Annotated in this window: 19 protein-coding genes; 11 read left to right on the forward strand and 8 right to left on the reverse strand. The window is 66.8% G+C overall.

Annotated features, from left to right (window positions below; translation table 11 throughout):
- Nucleotides 1-160: 160 nt before the first annotated feature.
- The 6 genes from ACTIFP_RS15125 to purE all read right to left on the reverse strand — a co-directional run bounded on the left by ACTIFP_RS15125 (nucleotide 161) and on the right by purE (nucleotide 5688).
- Nucleotides 161-1204: a glycerophosphodiester phosphodiesterase family protein gene (locus tag ACTIFP_RS15125; RefSeq protein WP_439569531.1), complete on the reverse strand. Its 1044-nt coding sequence runs from the start codon at nucleotides 1202-1204 to the stop codon at nucleotides 161-163.
- Between the two features lie 178 nt (nucleotides 1205-1382).
- Complete coding sequence (locus tag ACTIFP_RS15130; protein WP_439569532.1) at nucleotides 1383-2309, reverse strand: bifunctional riboflavin kinase/FAD synthetase; 927 nt, start codon at nucleotides 2307-2309, stop codon at nucleotides 1383-1385.
- 118 nt (nucleotides 2310-2427) lie between these two features.
- Nucleotides 2428-3609 (reverse strand): dipeptidase, encoded by a 1182-nt coding sequence (locus tag ACTIFP_RS15135; protein ID WP_439569533.1) that lies wholly within the window; start codon nucleotides 3607-3609, stop codon nucleotides 2428-2430.
- A 5-nt stretch (nucleotides 3610-3614) separates the two neighbouring features.
- A complete protein-coding gene (locus ACTIFP_RS15140; RefSeq protein WP_439569534.1) occupies nucleotides 3615-4103 on the reverse strand; it encodes a dihydrofolate reductase in 489 nt (162 codons plus the stop codon).
- The gene (locus ACTIFP_RS15145; RefSeq protein ID WP_439569568.1) at nucleotides 4100-5191 is read right to left on the reverse strand and encodes a 5-(carboxyamino)imidazole ribonucleotide synthase; all 1092 of its coding nucleotides are present in this window, start codon (nucleotides 5189-5191) and stop codon (nucleotides 4100-4102) included. Before ACTIFP_RS15145 ends, ACTIFP_RS15140 begins: the two co-directional genes overlap by 4 nt.
- A complete protein-coding gene (purE, locus tag ACTIFP_RS15150) occupies nucleotides 5191-5688 on the reverse strand; it encodes a 5-(carboxyamino)imidazole ribonucleotide mutase (RefSeq protein ID WP_439569535.1) in 498 nt (165 codons plus the stop codon). Before purE ends, ACTIFP_RS15145 begins: the two co-directional genes overlap by 1 nt.
- 406 nt (nucleotides 5689-6094) lie before the next feature.
- Between purE and ACTIFP_RS15155 the strand changes: the two genes are divergently transcribed.
- From ACTIFP_RS15155 to ACTIFP_RS15185, 7 genes are all read left to right on the forward strand, one after another.
- Nucleotides 6095-6739: a GGDEF domain-containing protein gene (locus ACTIFP_RS15155; RefSeq protein WP_439569536.1), complete on the forward strand. Its 645-nt coding sequence runs from the start codon at nucleotides 6095-6097 to the stop codon at nucleotides 6737-6739.
- Nucleotides 6740-6804: 65 nt separating this feature from the next.
- Nucleotides 6805-7134 carry a hypothetical protein gene (locus ACTIFP_RS15160; protein WP_439569537.1) on the forward strand — a complete coding sequence of 110 codons (330 nt, stop codon included), beginning with the start codon at nucleotides 6805-6807 and terminating at the stop codon, nucleotides 7132-7134.
- 32 nt (nucleotides 7135-7166) lie between these two features.
- Nucleotides 7167-7736 carry a hypothetical protein gene (locus ACTIFP_RS15165; protein ID WP_439569538.1) on the forward strand — a complete coding sequence of 190 codons (570 nt, stop codon included), beginning with the start codon at nucleotides 7167-7169 and terminating at the stop codon, nucleotides 7734-7736.
- 114 nt (nucleotides 7737-7850) lie between these two features.
- Nucleotides 7851-8321: a Dps family protein gene (locus tag ACTIFP_RS15170; protein ID WP_439569539.1), complete on the forward strand. Its 471-nt coding sequence runs from the start codon at nucleotides 7851-7853 to the stop codon at nucleotides 8319-8321.
- Nucleotides 8322-8528: 207 nt separating this feature from the next.
- Nucleotides 8529-10109: a helicase HerA-like domain-containing protein gene (locus tag ACTIFP_RS15175; protein ID WP_439569569.1), complete on the forward strand. Its 1581-nt coding sequence runs from the start codon at nucleotides 8529-8531 to the stop codon at nucleotides 10107-10109.
- A complete protein-coding gene (locus tag ACTIFP_RS15180; protein WP_439569540.1) occupies nucleotides 10106-10555 on the forward strand; it encodes a hypothetical protein in 450 nt (149 codons plus the stop codon). The genes ACTIFP_RS15175 and ACTIFP_RS15180 overlap by 4 nt, the downstream gene beginning before the upstream one ends.
- 59 nt (nucleotides 10556-10614) lie before the next feature.
- Nucleotides 10615-11901, forward strand: a complete 1287-nt coding sequence (locus tag ACTIFP_RS15185; protein WP_439569541.1) for a cytochrome P450 — start codon at nucleotides 10615-10617, stop codon at nucleotides 11899-11901.
- Nucleotides 11902-12080: 179 nt separating this feature from the next.
- Here ACTIFP_RS15185 and ACTIFP_RS15190 read toward each other — a convergent pair whose 3' ends face one another.
- Nucleotides 12081-12491, reverse strand: a complete 411-nt coding sequence (locus tag ACTIFP_RS15190) for an acyl-CoA thioesterase (protein WP_439569542.1) — start codon at nucleotides 12489-12491, stop codon at nucleotides 12081-12083.
- A gap of 148 nt (nucleotides 12492-12639) precedes the next feature.
- Entirely contained in the window at nucleotides 12640-13110 is a 471-nt protein-coding gene (queF, locus tag ACTIFP_RS15195) for a preQ(1) synthase (protein WP_439569543.1), read from the reverse strand.
- A 111-nt stretch (nucleotides 13111-13221) separates the two neighbouring features.
- Between queF and ACTIFP_RS15200 the strand changes: the two genes are divergently transcribed.
- The 4 genes from ACTIFP_RS15200 to ACTIFP_RS15215 all read left to right on the forward strand — a co-directional run bounded on the left by ACTIFP_RS15200 (nucleotide 13222) and on the right by ACTIFP_RS15215 (nucleotide 17881).
- Nucleotides 13222-14559 (forward strand): hypothetical protein, encoded by a 1338-nt coding sequence (locus tag ACTIFP_RS15200; RefSeq protein WP_439569544.1) that lies wholly within the window; start codon nucleotides 13222-13224, stop codon nucleotides 14557-14559.
- Nucleotides 14560-14744: 185 nt separating this feature from the next.
- Nucleotides 14745-15587 (forward strand): 3-mercaptopyruvate sulfurtransferase, encoded by an 843-nt coding sequence (sseA, locus tag ACTIFP_RS15205; RefSeq protein WP_439569545.1) that lies wholly within the window; start codon nucleotides 14745-14747, stop codon nucleotides 15585-15587.
- Nucleotides 15588-15767: 180 nt separating this feature from the next.
- Nucleotides 15768-16961, forward strand: coding sequence for a cystathionine beta-lyase (gene metC, locus ACTIFP_RS15210; RefSeq protein WP_439569546.1), 1194 nt, complete (start codon nucleotides 15768-15770; stop codon nucleotides 16959-16961).
- Entirely contained in the window at nucleotides 16958-17881 is a 924-nt protein-coding gene (locus tag ACTIFP_RS15215; RefSeq protein WP_439569547.1) for a mechanosensitive ion channel family protein, read from the forward strand. Before metC ends, ACTIFP_RS15215 begins: the two co-directional genes overlap by 4 nt.
- The last annotated feature ends 72 nt before the right edge of the window (nucleotides 17882-17953 follow it).

A 17953-nucleotide genomic window follows, 5' to 3' on the forward strand; every position in this document is an offset into this window, starting at 1 on the left:
CTCCCCTTGCGGGAGAGGGCAGCGAGACTTGCCAGCTTGCTGGCTTAGTCGCAGCGGGTGAGGGGGCTGTGCGCCATCGATAGCGTAGAACCCCTCACCCAGCTTCGCCTAGGCAACGAGTTGCCAAGGCTGCGCAACCCTCTCCCAATGGGAGAGGGGATTACCGCTGCCGCGGCCTTAACGCTGGCCCCACCGCACGGATGTCTTCGACCCAGATATAGCCGTTGAAGCTGGCGGGGATTTTGGCGAGTTGCTGGGGGGTGGTCAGGCCTTCGTTCGATTTGCCCTGTTCATAGGGACCGAAGACGATGATGCGCGCACCGACGCTGTCCATGCGTGCGATCAGCCGGTCGGGCCAGCCCCAGAACGCCCATTGATAATTGACCGGGATCGCGAGCACGCCGTTCCGGCAGCTGGCGGGGACGATGCCGGTCCAGCCGTAGGTCACATAATCTTTGGTGCAGACCATCGCCTCGCGCTTGAGGTCGAACGACCAGTTTTCGGGGAGTAATTCACGCATACGTTTGACCGGGCGTTGGTGGCCGTAAAAGGCGTCGCCGAGCTTGGCGCTGTCGCGGCCAGAAGCGCGCAGGATCGCGAACAGCTGGTCGGCCTCGCGCGGGTTTTTCGATTTGAAGTTGAACAGGATCGGGTGGACGGGGAGCGCCGCGAGCCCTTCCTCGACGGTCGGCAGCTTGCCGACGCCCTTGCCGCGCAGCGGGAAGGTTTGGCCGCCGTCGGCGGTGTAGCCGTAACCGATGTCGAGCGCCTTCAGCTCGGCCAGCGTCAGGTCGCGAGTGGCGCCCTTGCCATCGGTGCGGCAATCGACGGTCCAGTCGTGGAACAGCACCATGCGCCCGTCCTTGGTCGGCGCGACGTCGATCTCGACCATGTCGGCGCCCAGCCCGACCGCCCAGCGCATTGATTCGGGGGTGTTTTCGAAAACGTCATGCTCGGGCGGATAGGCGTGGACGGCGGTGCAGGTGTCGCGGCCGACCGCGGCGCGCTTGTCATAGAGGTGATAGACGCCGCGGTGCGCGATGAGTTTGGGTTTGCCATCGGGCGAGGGGGCAAGCCAGCTGGCGTTGCTGAGCACCGCCCAGGCGACGAAGGCGGCGAAGATCCACAGCGCGATTTTGGTGCCGCGGCGAAGCGGCTTTTTGGGTGGGGGTTCGAGGGCCGATGCCCAATCATTGTCGGTCATTTCGTCCCCCACTCCCTCTCCCCTTGCGGGAGAGGGTTGCGCAAGCTTGGCAGTTTGCTGCCTAGCTGAGGCTGGGAGAGGGGGTAGCGCCATATCGATAGCGCGCCGACCCCTCACCCGCTGCGACTAGCGAGCAAGCTCGCAAGTCTCGCTGCCCTCTCCCGCAAGGGGAGAGGGTTTAGATGTCCGCCAACAACGCCTTCGCCGCATCGCAATCCCTGGCGATCTGCACCATCAGCGCGTCCATGCTGTCATATTTCGCTTCGGGCCGGATGAAGGCGTGGAAGGCGACGTCGATGTCCTGGCCGTACAGATCCTCGGCAAAATCAAAGAAATGCGGTTCGAGCAATTCCTTGGGCGGGTCGAAACTGGGGCGGATGCCGAGGTTCGCGGCGCCTTTCAGAATGCGGCCGTCGCGCAGCTTTCCGGTCACCGCGTAGATGCCGTAGCGCGGGCGGAGGTAATTGCCCATGTCGATATTGGCGGTGGGAAAGCCGAGCAGGCGGCCGTTCTTGTCGCCATGTTCGACCCGCCCGCGCACCGTGAAGGGGCGGGTGAGCAGGCGCGCGGCGGTAGCGCAGTCGCCCGCCTGCAGCGCTTCGCGGATGCGGCTCGACGAGATCACCGCGTTATCCTCGACGGGCGCGACCATTTCGGTGAAGAAACTGCGGCGGCGGGCGTGGTCGGCCAGCGTCACGACGTCGCCGCCGCGGCCCTTGCCGAACACAAAATCGGCGCCGGTGACGACCCCCGCGGCGCCGTAGCGATCGAGGAGAAGTCCGGTGATAAAATCCTCGGCCGTTGTCCCCGCGAGCGCGGCGTCGAAGGGCAGCACGAGCATCGCGTCGGCGCCCGCCGCGGCGAACAGCTCTTGCCTTTGGTCGAGCGTGGTGAGGCGGAAGGGCGGCACGTCGGGTTTGAAAAAACGCACCGGATGCGGGTCGAAGGTCGCGACGATCGCCGGGCGGCCTTCATCGCGGGCATGGCGGACGGCGCGGCCGACGACCGCCTGATGCCCGGCATGGAAGCCATCGAAATTGCCGAGCGCGATGACCCCGCCGCGCAGTGGACCTTCGATGCGAGCGTGGCCGTCGAGGCGGATCATATCCGCCCTCTCTTCCGTTCGTGCTGAGCTTGTCGAAGCACCGTTCTTCTTTTCGGCGTTGCCAAAGAAAAGAACAGCCCTTCAACAAGCTCAGGACGAACGGATTTGGAGAATGGGTTCATGGGACCGGCGGCGTCAGCGGGACGAGGCCCGCCTGGAGCACGCGGACCGCGTTGCCGCCCATCGCGGCGCGGATTTCGTCGTCGCTGAACCCGGCGTCGATCAGCGCCTGGGTGACCTGCGCCAGCTTCGACGTGTCGAAGCGCACCGTGGTGGCGCCGTCATAGTCGCTGCCCAGCGCGACGTGCTGGATGCCGACGAGGTCACGGACATGCTTCATCGCCTTCGCGATGCTGGCGGGCGCGGTGTCGCAGATCGCGGCGTCCCAATAGCCGATGCCGATCAGGCCGCCGGTCGCGGCGACGCCGCGGATCTGCGCGTCCGACAGGTTGCGGTTGACCTTGCACGTCGCCTGCACCCCGCCATGGCTGGAGACGACGGGGCGGCGCGCCATTTTGAGGATGTCGGCGACGCAGGCGTTCGAACAATGCGCGATGTCGACGACCATGCCCTTCGCCTCCATCGCGGTGACGACCTGGCGCCCGAGCGGCGTGAGGCCGCCTTTCTTGAGGCCGTGCATCGATCCCGCGAGGTCGTTGTCGAAGAAATGGGTGAGCCCTGCCATGCGGAAGCCCGCGGCGTAGAGCTTGTCGAGATTGGCGAGCTTGCCTTCGAGCGGGTGCAGGCCTTCGATGCTGAGCAGGGCGCCGGTGGTCAGCGGCTTGCCCTTGCGCGCCGCGAGCAGCGCGTCGAGATCGGTGGCGGTGGCGACCGCGCGCAGCTTGCCGTCCGACGCCGCGGCAGCGCGGTGCAGCTTTTCGGCGTGCCACAGCGAGCGTTCGAGCAGCGACTTCCACGTCCGCACCGGCTGGAGCTGCGCGATCACCAGGCTGGTGATATTGTCGGTATCACCGCTGTTGGCGTCGTAATTCTGCCCCTTGGGCGATTTGGTCGTGCTGGCGAGGATTTGCAGCGCGACATTGCCGTCTTCGAGCCGCGGCAGGTCCATGTGGCCGCGGTCGGCGCGATCCAGGATGCTGCGTTTCCACAACAAGGTGTCGCTGTGCAGGTCGACGATCGTCAGCGTCGCATGCAGCGCCTTCGCGCGTTCGCTGACCGCGGGCAGCGGTTTGCCGTCGATCTGGTTGGTGCCGCGCTCGATGATCCCGGGGGCGAACGCGAAAAAGGCGAGCGCGGCGACCGCGATAACGAGCAGGAGGGCGATCAGCCAGCGGCGCATGGGTGCTATGTCCTTGTCAGCGTGACGAAGCTGTACGCGGGGCGCCCGGCTTCGTCGGCGGGATGGTCCTCGCGTGCCACTTCGCGCCACCCCCCGTCGGGATAGGCGATCACTGCGTCGCCCCTGGGTTCGAGCGCGACTTCGGTCAGCTCGATGCGGTCGGCCAGCGGCAGGAACAGGCGATAGATTTCGGCGCCGCCGATCACCATGACGTGTGGGGCATTGGCGAGTTTCAGCGCCTCCTCCACGCTCGCGACGGGTTCGGCGCCCTCGTCCTGCCAGTCGGCGTCGCGGGTCAGGACGATGTGGCGGCGTCCTTCGAGCACCGCGGGCAGGCTGTCGAAGGTCTTGCGCCCCATGATCATCGGGCGCCCCGTCGTCAGCCGTTTGAAACGGCGAAGATCCGCGGGCAGGTGCCAGGGCATCTTGCCATCGGCGCCGATCACGCCATTGGCGGCGCGCGCGAGGATGAGGGTGATTTCGGGGTGGTTCATGCGGGGTCGGTTCCGACCGCAACGCCGACCCACGTGGCGTGGCCGAGCTTGCGGCCCGCGCGCACTTCGGTCTTGCCATAATGATGGACGTGGCATGCGCCGTCGGTCAGCAGCGCGGGCACGGTCGCGATATCGGCGCCGATCAGATTGCGCATGGTGATGGGCAGTGCGACGGTCGCGGTGCTGCCCAGCGGCAGGCCGGCGACGGCGCGGATGTGGTTTTCGAACTGGCTGGTCACCGCGCCCTCGATCGTCCAGTGGCCGCTGTTGTGGACGCGCGGTGCCATCTCGTTGAAGATCGGGCCGTCGTCGGTGGCAAAAAATTCGCCGGTCAGCACGCCGACATAGTCGAGATCGTCGGCGATGCGCGTCATCAGCGCGCGCGCCGCATCCTGCTGATCGAGGATGATCGGCGGCGGCGGCAGCGCCGAGGTGGCGAGGATGCCGTGCGCATGGACGTTGACGCTGCTGTCCCAGAAGCGCGTCTCGCCGTCGAGGCCGCGCACCAGCAGCACCGAAAATTCATGCGCGAAGGTAACGAAGCCTTCGAGGATCGCGGCGTGGCGGTCGATCGCATCCCATGCGGCGTCGGCGTCGGCGGGGGCGGCGAGCCGCGCCTGGCCCTTGCCGTCGTAGCCCATGCGCAGCGTTTTCAGGATCGCGGGCGCGCCGACTTCGGACAGCGCGGCATCGAGCGCAGCGCGGTCGGGCACCGGGGCGAAGGGCGCGGGGCGGCCGCCGAGCCCGGTCACGAACGTCTTTTCGGTCAGCCGATCCTGCGCGATTTCCAGCGCCTGCGCGCCGGGGCGCACCGACACATGCCCCGACAGAAAGCGCACCGTGTCGACGGGAACATTTTCAAACTCGATGGTCACCGCGTCGCAGCCTGCGGCAAAGGCGGCGAGGCGCGGTTCGTCGTCCCACGCCGCCTGGACATGCTGCGCCGCGACCTGCGCCGCGACGCTTTCGCGGTCGGGGGCATAGATATGGATCTGGTAACCGAGCTGTGCCGCGGCGACGCCGAGCATCCGGCCAAGCTGGCCGCCGCCCAGGATGCCGATCGTCGAACCCGGTGCCAGCAACGCGATCAACCCTCGCGCACAGGGTGGGGGGCGACGCTGTTCGTCTGTTCGTCGCGCCAGGCATCGAGCTTGTCCGCGAGCGCCGGGTCATGGTTCGCGAGCAGCGCGGCAGCGAACAGCCCGGCGTTGGTTGCCCCAGCCTTGCCGATCGCAAAGGTCGCGACCGGAATGCCACCGGGCATCTGGACGATCGAATAGAGACTGTCGACGCCGCTGAGCGCCGCCGACTGGACGGGCACGCCGAGCACCGGCACCCGCGTCATCGCCGCGACCATGCCGGGCAGGTGCGCGGCCCCGCCGGCGCCCGCGATGATCGCTTTGAGCCCGCGCTCCGCCGCGCTCTTTGCATAAGCGACGAGGCGGTCGGGGGTGCGGTGCGCCGACACGATCTGCACCTCGTGCGCGATACCGAAATGTTCGAGGATCTGGACCGCGTGCGCCATCGTCGGCCAGTCCGACTGGCTGCCCATGATGACGCCCACCTGCGGCGCGCTATCGCCCATCCCTTGACCCTCCTGTGCCGGCGGTCGACCCACGGATGAATCGCCGCCGCATACCCCCTAGCGACAAGGCCGCGCGCGGGCAACGCCGCCCGTTCGGCGGCGGCGATCGATCTTTCAGCCGATCGGGGTATGGGGCGAATTCGTTCGGGGAGGGCGCCGCCCACCTTTGGATTATTCCCGAACGTGCCCGTCCGGCGCGCCGGGGCGCCGCCCCGCAATCGCGCGCAGAACCGCGATTGGCGGCGGTTTCGCGGCGGTACGATCGCCGCCGCTTCGGCACCTCCAACGGGTAATTGTGGTTCGCTACCCCAGCGTTTACCGATTGGTATCAAGTCGCGTTTAGGGTTGCGGCTCGATAATCATCGGCATCGGGCCGGGGAGCAAGCGTAGGTTTCGGGGACGTTGAATGGACAGCGTAGGGGGGGCACGGATCGCGGTCGATCAATTCGGCGCATTATCCGTTGACTCCATCGAGGACCAGCTGCGGGACATCCGCCGGGAACGCGACGCGCTGCGCCGCGAAAACCGCGTATTGAAGATCGCGGTCGCCGAACTCGAACGCGTGTCCGAACGCGACACACTGACCCCGCTCTTCAACCGCCGCTATTTCCTGACCGCGATCCACCACCGCATCGCGCGCTTTGAACGCCATGCCGAACGCGCTGCGGTCGTCTTCGTCGACGTCAACCAGCTGAAATATATCAACGACAGCTTTGGCCATGCCGCAGGCGATTTCGCCTTGATGGAAATTGCCAAGCGGCTCGCCGAATCAATCCGCGCCACCGACGTGGCGGCGCGCATCGGCGGCGACGAATTCGGGTTGATCCTTGACCAGTCGAGCGAAGACGGCGCGCGCGCGCAGACCGACCGGCTGGGCGAGGTGCTCGCCGCCGCCCCCGCGCAGTATGACGGGCACGAGATTGCGCTGTCGGCGTGTTTCGGGATCGCGATGTTGCAGACGGGGATGACCGAATCGGACATCCTCGCCGCCGCCGATCGCGACATGTATCGCAACAAACAGGGGCAGGGCGGCCTTCCCGGGCACCGCTGAGCATTGGCGCTAACCGCCCGTTAACCAAATCGGCGCATCGTGCCCTCAGGACAGGGGGGTGAATCATGCAAACCCAAGCCGACCCATATCACGACATTCAGAACCGGATCACCGGCCAGATCGGCGCGCTGGCCGAAGCGTTGCCGCATTGCGCGCTGGCACAGATCGTCCAGGGCATCGACGACATCCGTTGCCTGGCGCGCGACAACGGCTTTGCCGCGGTCGAAACGCTGGCCAGCCGGCTCGAGTCGGCGGTCGCGGGGGGCGGTTATCGCGCTGCGATCCTGACCTATCTCGACGCGATGAGCGACGCTGCCAGCGTGCCGCGCGGGCCGTTGCCCGCCGCGGCGCAGGAAGCGTGGCTGGCGTCGGTCGCGATGCGTCTGGGCCATTGACCGACCCCGCCTGACAATTCAGACGGGCTCTTATGGATGCAATCATGCTTGCGCTGGTGGCGGTGCTGCTGGCCAATGCCGATGGGCGCAGCGGGATATTGCTGTTGCGCCTGCTCAGCGTGCGACCGGATCGGCGGGTGGTCGCCGGGCTCGCCTTTGCCGCCTTCATTGTCAATGCCATCGTCGCCGCCACCGCGGGGGCGATCGCGAACCGCATGATCGGGCAGGGGGTGGCGGCGCTGCTGGTCGCCTTTGCGATGCTGTCCGCCGCAGCGGCGCTGATGTGGCGCGGGCGGCCTTCGCTGTTCGATGACAAGGCTTTGGCGGCGACCCCGCCGATGCTGGCGGGGCGGATGCTGATCGCGCAGTTCGGCGACCGCAGCCATTTTTTGATCGGGGCGCTGGCGGCGACCAGCGGCGCCGGGCAATGGGCTGCGGCGGGCGGGCTGATCGGCTGGACGCTGGCGATGCTGCCGTTTCTGGCATTCGGTCCGTTGCTCGCCGAACGGCGCGCGGCGCATGGCGTGCGCTGGGCCAGCGCCGCGATCCTGACAATCTGGGGCCTGCGCACCGCGATGGGGGCGTTCGGACTGATCGGATGATTGGCCTCCGACAGGCCATGTCATCGCTTTTATCGATCAGTGCAACCGACAGCTTTCATGGGAAAAACGCGCCGCGAGCCGCTATGTCGCGGGGGTAGCAGAAAGGATATTCCCATGTCCCCGACCAAAAAATCCACGAACAACCAGCCCGCGGTGGCCGACGCGCTCAACGCGCTGCTCGCCGACAGCTTCGCCCTCTATCTCAAGACCAAAAACTATCATTGGCATGTTCAGGGGCCGCGTTTTCGCGAACTGCACCTGTTGTTCGACGAACAGGCGACGCAGATTTTCGCGACCACCGACCTGATCGCCGAACGCGTGCGCAAAAATGGCGCGCGGACGCTCCAGTCGATCGGCGACATCGGCCGCCACCAGTCGATCCGCGACGACGACGCGGCGGGGGCGGATGCCGAGGCGATGATCCGGACGCTGGCGGATGACAACAAGATCCTGCTCGGGCAGCTCAAGGAGGTAAAGGCCGCGGCCGAAGCCGGCGGCGACATCGCGACCAGTGGCCTGGTCGACGCCTGGGCCGACGAGACGCAGCAGCGGATCTGGTTCCTGGAAGCGACGCTGGGGTATTGAGCTGGAGGGCGCACCTCATCTTTGAGGTGGAAGGGCGGACCTGCGCGCGGATCGTTGCCCCGGCGCAGGCGGGGGCGGCGGCCATTTCCGGCCGAAAGCCTCCGGAACGCCCGCCGCCATCCCGTTTGCCGATTGCCTGACCTGCCCCGCCGCTCTAGACCTCATAAGGGCCTAAAAAGCGGAGGACAGCGGGTGAGTGACGGCAGCATGGCAAGCGAAATCTATATTGGTCTCGGCGGCGGCGGTGCGGCCGATGGGCCGCGCCAGTCGCTGGTGCTGAAGCGCGCCAACCGGCATGGGCTGATCGCCGGCGCGACCGGGACCGGCAAGACGGTGACCCTGCAGGGGCTGGCCGAGGGATTCTCGGCGGTCGGCGTCCCGGTGTTCGTCGCCGATGTGAAGGGCGACCTGGCCGGTATGGCGATGGCGGGCAGCCCGATGGCGAAGATGCACGAAATCTTTGCCGCGCGCGCCGCCGAAATCGGCGACAGCGAATGGGCGTACCGCGACAATCCGGTGATCTTCTGGGACTTGTTCGGCGAACAGGGACACCCGATCCGCACGACGATTTCCGAAATGGGGCCGCTGCTGCTGGCGCGGCTGATGGGGCTCAACGAGGTGCAGGAGGGCGTGCTGGCGATTGCGTTCCGCGTCGCCGACGAACAGAATCTGCTGCTCCTCGACCTTGGCGATTTGCAGGCGATGCTGGTGTGGTGCGCCGAGAATGCCGACGAACTGACGACCAGATATGGCAATGTGTCGAAGGCCACCGTCGGCACCATCCAGCGCCAGTTGCTGACGCTCGAAAGCCAGGGCGGGGCGAACTTCTTTGGCGAACCCGCGCTCGACATCCACGACATGATCCGCTGCGATGACAATGGCCGCGGCTATGTCAACATCCTCGCCGCCGACAAGCTGATGGCGAGCCCCAAGCTCTATGCGACCTTCCTGCTCTGGCTGCTGTCGGAAATGTTTGAAACGCTGCCTGAGATTGGCGATCCCGACAAACCCAAGCTCGTCTTCTTCTTCGACGAGGCGCATCTGCTGTTCGACGATGCGCCGCCGGCGCTGACCGAAAAGATCGAACAGGTCGTCCGCCTGATCCGGTCGAAGGGCGTCGGGGTCTATTTCGTCACCCAAAACCCGATCGACATTCCCGAGGATGTCGCGGGCCAGCTTGGCAACCGCGTCCAGCATGCGCTGCGCGCCTTTACCCCGCGCGACCAGAAAGCGGTGAAGGCGGCCGCCGAAACCTTTCGCCCCAATCCCAAGGTCGATGTTGCGCGCGAGATTACCGAACTCAAGGTCGGCGAGGCTTTGGTGTCGCTGCTGATGCCCGATGGCGCGCCGTCGCCGGTCGAACGCACCTTGATCAAGCCGCCGTGCTCGCGCGCCGGGCCGCTCGACGCCAAGGAGCGTGCGATCATCAAGTCGATCTCGCCGGTCGAGGGCAAATATGACACCGCGGTCGACCGCGAAAGCGCCGAGGAGCTGCTCGCCGCCAAGGCCGAGCAGGCGCAGGCCGCGGCGGTCGAGGCCAAGGCGCAGGTCGAGGCCGACAAGCAGGCGGCAATCGCCGCGAAGGAAGAGGCGAAGCGCAAGGTCGCCGAAGAGAAAGAGCGGTTGCGCCGCGAAGCCGCTGCAGCGCGCGAGGCCGCCAAGCCGTCGATGACCGAAAAAATGGTGCAATCGGCGGCGCGCTCGGCGGCGACGAGCATCGGGCGGCAGGTCGCGGGCAAGCTCGGCGGCCAGCTGATGCGCGGCATCTTGGGCAGCCTGTTCAAATGAGCGACGCCGATGCCGCGGCGATGGAGGCGAGCCTGATCGCCGCCGCCGACGCGGGCATCGACATTCGCCATAGTCTGTTCGAGCGGTTTTTCGCCGCCTATCCCGCACGCCGTGCCAGCTTCATTTCGGTCGATGCCGCGTCGCGGCGGATGACCGACGAAACGCTCCAGATGATGTTCGGGCTGGCCCAGGGCGAGGGATGGGTGTGGCCGCTGGTGGCCGAACTGGTGTTCACCCACCGCAATTACGGCGCGCTGCCGATCGCCAAATATGACGCCTTTATCGACATGACGGTCGAGGAATTGGGTTTGGCCGCCGGACCAGCGTGGACCGCCGCCTGCGCATCGGCCTGGCAGCACAATGCCGACGTGCTGAAGGCGATGATCCGCCGGGCGCGCGCCGAATGGGCCAGCGCGATGCCCGCGGGGGCGCCGCAGATCGCTTAGCAAACTGTCCGCGTCTAAGCCCCTCGACTCCCGCCGCGAATCGCGGCAGCATAGGTTGCATGACAAAACCGATATTGCCTGGAGAGGTAGCCGCCGCCGTCGTCGACCCCGTCGCATACGGCCAATGGGAACCGCTGCACGAACAGCTGGCGTGGGCACGCGCCCATGCGCCGCTGGCGGTGGCGGAGAATCACGATCACGACCCATTCTGGCTGGTGACGCGCCATGCCGACATCATGGCGATCAGCCGCGATCCGCAACGGTTCGCGAACGGTATCCGCCCGACGGTGCTGACCAACCGCGACGGCGAGGCGCTGGCGCGCGCCGCGACGCCGAACAACGATGGGCATCTGATCCGCTCGCTGGTTCAGATGGATGCCCCCGACCATATGAAATACCGGCTGCTGACCCAGAGCTGGTTCATGCCCAAGAACCTGAAGGTCGTCGAAGATCGCATCCGGCAGATCGCCCGCGAAACGGTCGATCAGATGCTGGCGGCGGGCGGGGAATGCGATTTTGCGCGCGATGTCGCGGCGCATTATCCGCTGCGCGTCATCATGGACATATTGGGGGTGCCGCGCGAGGACGAGCCGCGGATGCTGATGCTGACGCAGCAATTGTTCGGCCCGACCGACCCCGAACTGAACCGCAGCCGCGAGGCAATCACCAGCGCCGAACAGGCGATCGCGATGCTCAACTATGTCATCGCCGATTTCGAAAATTACTTCGGCGCGCTGACCGCCGAACGCCGCGCCAACCCGCGTGAGGATATCGCGACGGTGATCGCCAATGCGACGATCAACGGCGCGCCGATCCCCGACCGCGAAATGTCGGGATATTACATGATCGTCGCGACCGCGGGGCACGACACGACGAGCGCGTCGACCGCCGGGGCGATCATGGAGCTGGCGAAGAACCCGGCGCTGTTCGAACGCTTTCGCGGGGCGGAGGCCGACAAGGCGGGGCTGATCGAGGAAGCGATCCGCTGGACCACGCCGGTCCAGCATTTCATGCGCAGCGCCAAGGAGGATGTCGAGATCGGCGGCCAGACGATCCGCGAAGGCGACTGGCTGATGCTGAATTATGTGTCGGCCAACCGCGACGAGGATGTGTTCGGCGACCCGTTTGCGTTCGATCCCGATCGGGAGAAGAATCAGCAGATCGCCTTTGGCTTTGGCGCGCATGTGTGCCTGGGCCAGCATCTGGCGCGGATGGAAATGCGGATCCTGATGGAGGAACTGCTGCCGCGGATCAGGACGCTTGAGCTGGCGGGCGAACCGGCGCGGGTGGAGTCGGTGTTTGTCGGGGGGCTGAAGCGGCTGCCGATCCGGTTCGAGGCGGTTTAGCGGCAGAGGGGCTTTAACGTCAGCTTAGCCGTTCCCCGGCGAAAGCCGGGGCCCAGAGCGTCACCACGCGATGCTTGCTCTCGAACGCCCTGGGCCCCGGCTTTCGCCGGGGAACAGTATGGCCGCAATCCAATGCTCAGCGGACGTTTTGACTTGGCGGAGTCGCCACCGTTGGGCCGTCAGACCTTCTCACCCGGAAAAAACCGCGCGATCACGTCGCTCGCCAGCCGCGCCGGGCGCAGCGTTTCGGCGTCGATGCAGCACCAGCTCGATTTGACCTCGGCCAGGACATCCTCGCCGCGCTTGATGATCGTTTCGTAAAAGGCGCGCGCGCCCTGCACCTTTTCGAGGATGACGGTCGCGATGACCTGGTCGTCGAGGAAGGCGGGGCGGCGATAGGTGATCTCGTGCTTCAGCGCGACCCACAGATGCGCCGCGACCGCGTCGGGCGGGGCGATGTGGCGCCAGTGCGACAGCACCGCTTCCTGTACCCAGCTGAGATAATGGGCGTTGTTGACATGCCCCATGAAATCGATCTGGTCGGAACCGACGGCGATGGCGTGGTCGTGCGGGAGCGAGGCTGCGGTCATATCGTTGACACTAATGTCAATAAATTGTGACGGAAAGATGAATTATCGACTGTGTTAAGGCGGCACCGGCCCGCTCCCCCACCCGGCCTCCCCAACGATTGTAACCTAGGGAGGCCGGGTGGGGGAGCGGGCCGGTGCCGCTTATCGATCATCCCCGCCCGCGATAGGGCGCAACGCCCTGATCGGGCAGCCACAGGCCCGCAGGCGGCGGCCCCGATTGCCAAAAGACGTCGATCGGGATGCCGCCGCGCGGGTACCAGTAACCGCCGATGCGCAGCCATTGGGGCTGCATCTCGTCGAACAGGAGGCGGCCGATGCCGACGGTGCAATCCTCGTGGAACCCCGCATGGTTGCGGAACGACCCTAGGAACAGCTTCAGGCTCTTTGATTCGACGATCGTTTTGCCGGGCGCATAATCGATGACCAGATGCGCAAAGTCGGGCTGGCCGGTGACCGGGCAGAGCGAGGTGAATTCGGGCGCGGCAAAGCGCACGAGATAGAGTTCGCCGACGCGCGGATTGGGGACATAGTCGAGGATCGCCGCTTCGGGCGCGGCAGGAAGGTCGCTCGACTGGCCAAGATGTTTCGGCGCGAGCGGTGCGGGGGTAGAATCGGTCATCGAAACCATCTAGGGACGCGCGCGGCCGCTGTCATCCCGTGGATGGCGCGGTTCAGCGCCAATTCAGCGGCGCGGCAAGCATATGAGCAGTTTGGGATCGCGGACATTTCGATGACGGTGCGGAAATTTGGGCAGGGACGGTGGCTGACGCGGACGGCGTTGCCGCTGGCGGCCGCGACGATCTGGGTCGGTGCGGCGGGGCTCGCGACCGCGCAGCCGAGCGAGACTCCTGCGCCAACGCCGACCCCGGCACCCTCGTCGATCTTTCGCCTGCCGCCCGCCGACGACGGCCGTGACCCGGGGGTCCAGGGACCGTCGGACAACGGCCTGCCGCCGGTCGCGCCGGGCGAACGCCGCGGTTCGCAGCCGACCCCCGCGCCCACCCCGGCACCGTCACCGACCCAGCCCGCCGCGCCGCGGGTGATCCCGACGCAGCCGACCACGCCCGCGCCGGCACCCGATGCCGCTCCGATCCGCCGCGATGCGCCCGCTGCGGTCACACCGCAGGGCGCGCCTGCGTCCGCCGGCGCACCCGAGGCGGGCGGCGCGGTGCTGCCGCCGCTGACCACCGACGTGCCGGTCGTCGCCGCGCCGCCGGTCATTTCATCCGACGCGAGCGATCCGGCGCCCGCCAGCGCAGCACCCGCCAGTGCGTCAGCGGGGACGCCGCTTTGGGCCTGGCTGCTCGCGGTGTTCGCAGCGCTGGGCGTCGGCGTCTGGTATTGGCGCCGCCGCACTGCGGTTGCGGGTGCTGCGCCCGAACCGGAGATCGATGCGCCGCGTTCCCGGCCGCCGGTTCCCGCCCCGCGCCCCGCCAGCCCGCCCGCGAAGCCCGCCGCGCCGCCGGCGCCGCGCGCTGCCGCGCCGGTGCCGCCCGCCGTCCGCGACGAACCGCGCCCCGCCGCGCCGCTCGTCACCCGCGCCGCGGGCGAGCAGCGCGCGCTGGTCGCGATGACGCTCGAAATCGGCAGCATTCGCTTTGCCCCCGACCATGTTGCGGTCGGCTTTGCGCTTCACCTGACCAACCAGGGCAGCCTGCCCGCGACCGGGCTGATGGTCCGCATCGCGCTCAATCAGGGATCGGCGATGCCCGAAGCGGTGCTCGGGCGTTTCTTCGACGGGGCGGGCGGCAGCGTGCTGCGCGACGACATGATGCTCGCGGTCGGCGCCGGCGAGGAGCTGACGACCGAAGTCATGCTGCCGCGCGCTGCGATCGAGCCGCTGATGATCGGCGGCAAACCGATGCTGGTCCCGGTGATTGCGTTCGACGTCACCTATCATTGGGACGGCGAGGGCGAAGCCTTTGGCCAGAATGCCGTCAGTTTCGTGCTCGGCCGCGAGCAAGGCACGAGCGGCAGCGCCAAACTTGCCCCGCTGGCGCTCGATCGCGCGACCTATCTGGTCGACCGTCCCGGCGCCCGCGCAACCGCGGTCACGCGCCGCCAATAGTTTCGCGCCTTGCGCCATAAAAACGCAGCTTTTTTGTTGCAGCGCAGCATTGGCTGGGGCACAGCGCCACCGCGCTTGAAAAAGCGCAGCGCGGGGCATAGGCTTGTCCTCCCCGGAAAGAACAGAGCAGGATGGCCGGCGAAGGGACAGGCAAAGGTTCCGATCGGTCGCAACAGGAGCATGACATGGACGCCTTGGTCTCAACCGACTGGCTGGAACGCGAACTGGGGGCGTCGGACCTGCGGGTCGTGGACGCGACGAAATTCATGGATGACGCCGGCCGCGATGCGCGCGGTGAGTATGAGGCGGGGCATATCCCGGGCGCGGTGTTCATGGACCTGGCCGAACTGACCGATCCGTCGAGCGCCATCGACAACATGGCGCCGCAGGCCGAAAAATTCGCCAGCCGCATGCAATCGCTGGGCCTGGGCGATGGCAGCCGCATCGTGCTGTACGACGACAGCCCGCTGAAAAGCGCGGCGCGCGCCTGGTGGCTGCTCAAATTGTTCGGCGCGCATGATGTCGCGCTGCTCGACGGCGGGCTTGCGAAATGGAAGGCCGAGGGCCGCGCGCTCGAAATGGGCAAGCAGACGCTGCGCCACCGTCATTTCACCGTGTGGCGCGATGCCAAGGCGGTGCGGACCAAGGACCAGATGCTGGCGAATGTCGCCAGCGGCGACGAACAGGTCGTCGATGCCCGCCCCGCGGCGCGCTTTACCGGCGAGGAACGCGACCCGCGCCCGGGCGTCGCGCCGGGCCATATCCCGAATTCGCGCAGCCTGCCGCACAGCGCGTTGTTCAATGCCGACGGCACATGGAAGCAGGGCGACGAGCTGAAGGCCGCGTTCGACGCTGTCGGGATCGACCTCGACAAGCCGCTCGTGACCACCTGCGGCAGCGGCATGACCGCGACCGTCGTGGCGTTCGGTGCGCATCTGCTCGGCAAGGACGATGTCGCGGTTTACGACGGCAGCTGGACCGAATGGGGCGCCGACCCGGCGACGCCGAAGGCCACCGGCGCGGCGTAAGCCGTTTTAGTCCCTCCCCTTCAGGGGAGGGGTTGGGGTGGGGCTATCGGCCAAGCGCATGCGCCAGGCCCACCCCGCTGCGACTAGGCAGCAAGCTGCCAAGTCTCGCTGCCCCTCCCCTGAAGGGGAGGGGCAATTGTCGCACTGGATTTTGAGCATGGCTCCGCTAACACAGCGGGGATGAGCAAAAGCGACGATGAGAGCCTCCGCCCCGCAACCAAGCTGGTGCAGGGCGGGCGGCGGCCCGAGTGGACGGGTGATCCGCGGCTGGGCGGCGGCGTGGTCAATCCGCCGGTATGGCGCGCCTCGACGATCCTTTACGATAGCATCGCCGACTTGGAAGCGCGGGGGCATGCGACGCATGACAAGCTCTATTACGGGCGCCGCGGCACGCCGACGGTGTGGGCGCTGGCCGATGCGCTGACCGATATGGAGCCGGGGGCGGCGGGGACGTTGCTCTATCCGTCGGGGGTCGCGGCGAATTCGGCGGGATTGCTCGCGCTGCTGGCGCCCGGCGATCATCTGTTGATGGTCGATAGTGCTTATGAACCGACGCGCGCCTTTTGCGACGGGTTGCTGGCGCGCTATGGCGTGACGACGACCTATTATGACCCGCTGGTCGGCGCGGGGATCGCCGATTTGATCACCCCAGCAACCAAACTGATCTTCCTCGAATCGCCGGGCAGCCTGACCTTTGAGGTGCAGGATATTCCAGCGATCACCGCGGCGGCACGGGGTCGCGGCGTGCTGACGATGCTCGACAACACCTGGGCGACGCCTTTGCTGTTTCCCGCGCTGGCGCATGGCGTCGATGTCGCGATGATGAGCCTGACCAAATATGTCGGCGGCCATAGCGACGCGATGATGGGGTCGCTGACCGCGACGAAAGCGGTGTGGCCGCGGCTGCGCAGCGCGGCGTACCAGCTGGGGCAGGCGGTCGCGCCCGACGATTGCGCGCTGATGCTGCGCGGGCTGAGGACGCTCGACGTGCGGATGGCGCGGCATGGCGAAAATGGCCTGACGGTCGCGAAGTGGCTCGCCGCGCGGGCGGACGTGGGCCGCGTCCTCCATCCCGCGCTGCCCGGCGATCCGGGGCACATGATCTGGTCGCGCGACTTTGCCGGCACCAGCGGGCTGTTCGGCTTTACGTTGAAGGGGGTGGATGCTGCCGCGCGCACCCGCTTCATCGATGCACTGTCGCTGTTCGGCATCGGGTTCAGCTGGGGCGGTTATGAAAGCCTGGTCGTACCCAGCAACCCCATTCGCACCGCGACCGCCTGGACCGACCCCGATCCGCTGGTCCGCCTGTCGATCGGGCTGGAGGATCCCGCCGACCTGATCGCCGATCTGACACGCGGATTTGCCGCCTTATGAGCGTGGCCAATCTGCGCGAGGGGGTCGACGGCATGGTCACCGCGATGAAGGCGATCGGGCTCGATGTCGGCGCGTATCGCCTGTCGCTCTACAGTCTGTTTTCGACGATCCTTGTCGCGGTCCTGCTTTATCTGGCGGTCAAGATCGTGATGCGCGGGGCCAAGTGGCTGCTCCGCCGCAACACCCATATCGACCAGACGCAGCGGCTGCTCACCGAAAAGCTGATCGCGATCGCCTTGTTCGTCTTTGCGATGCTGTTCGGTATCGACCTGCTCGGCATCGACCTGACCGCGCTTGCGGTGTTTTCGGGCGCCGCGGGTCTGGCGATCGGTTTCGGGCTGCAAAAGACCGTCGGCAACCTGATCGCCGGGATCATCCTGCTGATGGACCGATCGATCAAGCCCGGCGACATCATCGTCGTCGGCGACGGCAGCAGCATGGGCGGGTCGGCGATGCTGAACGGCGTGCCCAATGTCGGGCGGGTTGCGAAGATCGGGGTGCGCGCGGTCAATGTCGTCACCCGCGACGGCAAGAAGCATCTGATCCCGAACGAATTGCTGATGACGCAGGCGGTCGAAAACTGGAGCTATGCCAGCCCCGAGGTGCGGGTGCGGATGCGCATTCCGGTGCCCTATGACGCCGACTTGCGGCTCGCACAGCGTTTGATCGTCGAGACGGCGAAGACCAATCCGCGCATCCTGGACGAGCCCGAACCCGCGGTGTGGATCACCGCGTTCGGTGAGCGCGCGGTCGAGCATGAGCTGCGCATCTGGATTTCCGACCCCGAAGCGGGGCTGGGCAATATCCAGGGCGAGGTGTTCTTAGGGATCTGGGACCGGTTCAAGGAAGCGGGGATCCGGATTCCCTATCCGCGGACTGATGTGCGGGTGTTGGCGGACGACGACGAGCTTTCGTCCTGAAGCTCGTCATTGCGAGCGAAGCGAAGCAATCCAGGGCGGTTTACGCACACTCTGGATTGCCGCGTCGCTTCG

Source organism: Sphingopyxis sp., from assembly GCF_051861155.1.
In the GTDB taxonomy this organism is placed as follows: Bacteria; Pseudomonadota; Alphaproteobacteria; order Sphingomonadales; family Sphingomonadaceae; genus Sphingopyxis.

Coding starts and splice junctions, on each gene's coding strand:
- ACTIFP_RS15125 (WP_439569531.1), bottom strand. CDS start 1,204: ATGACCGACAATGATTGGGCATCGGCCCTCGAACCCCCACCCAAAAAG.
- ACTIFP_RS15130 (WP_439569532.1), bottom strand. CDS start 2,309: ATGATCCGCCTCGACGGCCACGCTCGCATCGAAGGTCCACTGCGCGGC.
- ACTIFP_RS15135 (WP_439569533.1), bottom strand. CDS start 3,609: ATGCGCCGCTGGCTGATCGCCCTCCTGCTCGTTATCGCGGTCGCCGCG.
- ACTIFP_RS15140 (WP_439569534.1), bottom strand. CDS start 4,103: ATGAACCACCCCGAAATCACCCTCATCCTCGCGCGCGCCGCCAATGGC.
- purE (WP_439569535.1), bottom strand. CDS start 5,688: ATGGGCGATAGCGCGCCGCAGGTGGGCGTCATCATGGGCAGCCAGTCG.
- ACTIFP_RS15155 (WP_439569536.1), top strand. CDS start 6,095: ATGGACAGCGTAGGGGGGGCACGGATCGCGGTCGATCAATTCGGCGCA.
- ACTIFP_RS15160 (WP_439569537.1), top strand. CDS start 6,805: ATGCAAACCCAAGCCGACCCATATCACGACATTCAGAACCGGATCACC.
- ACTIFP_RS15165 (WP_439569538.1), top strand. CDS start 7,167: ATGGATGCAATCATGCTTGCGCTGGTGGCGGTGCTGCTGGCCAATGCC.
- ACTIFP_RS15170 (WP_439569539.1), top strand. CDS start 7,851: ATGTCCCCGACCAAAAAATCCACGAACAACCAGCCCGCGGTGGCCGAC.
- ACTIFP_RS15175 (WP_439569569.1), top strand. CDS start 8,529: ATGGCAAGCGAAATCTATATTGGTCTCGGCGGCGGCGGTGCGGCCGAT.
- ACTIFP_RS15180 (WP_439569540.1), top strand. CDS start 10,106: ATGAGCGACGCCGATGCCGCGGCGATGGAGGCGAGCCTGATCGCCGCC.
- ACTIFP_RS15185 (WP_439569541.1), top strand. CDS start 10,615: ATGACAAAACCGATATTGCCTGGAGAGGTAGCCGCCGCCGTCGTCGAC.
- ACTIFP_RS15190 (WP_439569542.1), bottom strand. CDS start 12,491: ATGACCGCAGCCTCGCTCCCGCACGACCACGCCATCGCCGTCGGTTCC.
- queF (WP_439569543.1), bottom strand. CDS start 13,110: ATGACCGATTCTACCCCCGCACCGCTCGCGCCGAAACATCTTGGCCAG.
- ACTIFP_RS15200 (WP_439569544.1), top strand. CDS start 13,222: ATGACGGTGCGGAAATTTGGGCAGGGACGGTGGCTGACGCGGACGGCG.
- sseA (WP_439569545.1), top strand. CDS start 14,745: ATGGACGCCTTGGTCTCAACCGACTGGCTGGAACGCGAACTGGGGGCG.
- metC (WP_439569546.1), top strand. CDS start 15,768: ATGAGCAAAAGCGACGATGAGAGCCTCCGCCCCGCAACCAAGCTGGTG.
- ACTIFP_RS15215 (WP_439569547.1), top strand. CDS start 16,958: ATGAGCGTGGCCAATCTGCGCGAGGGGGTCGACGGCATGGTCACCGCG.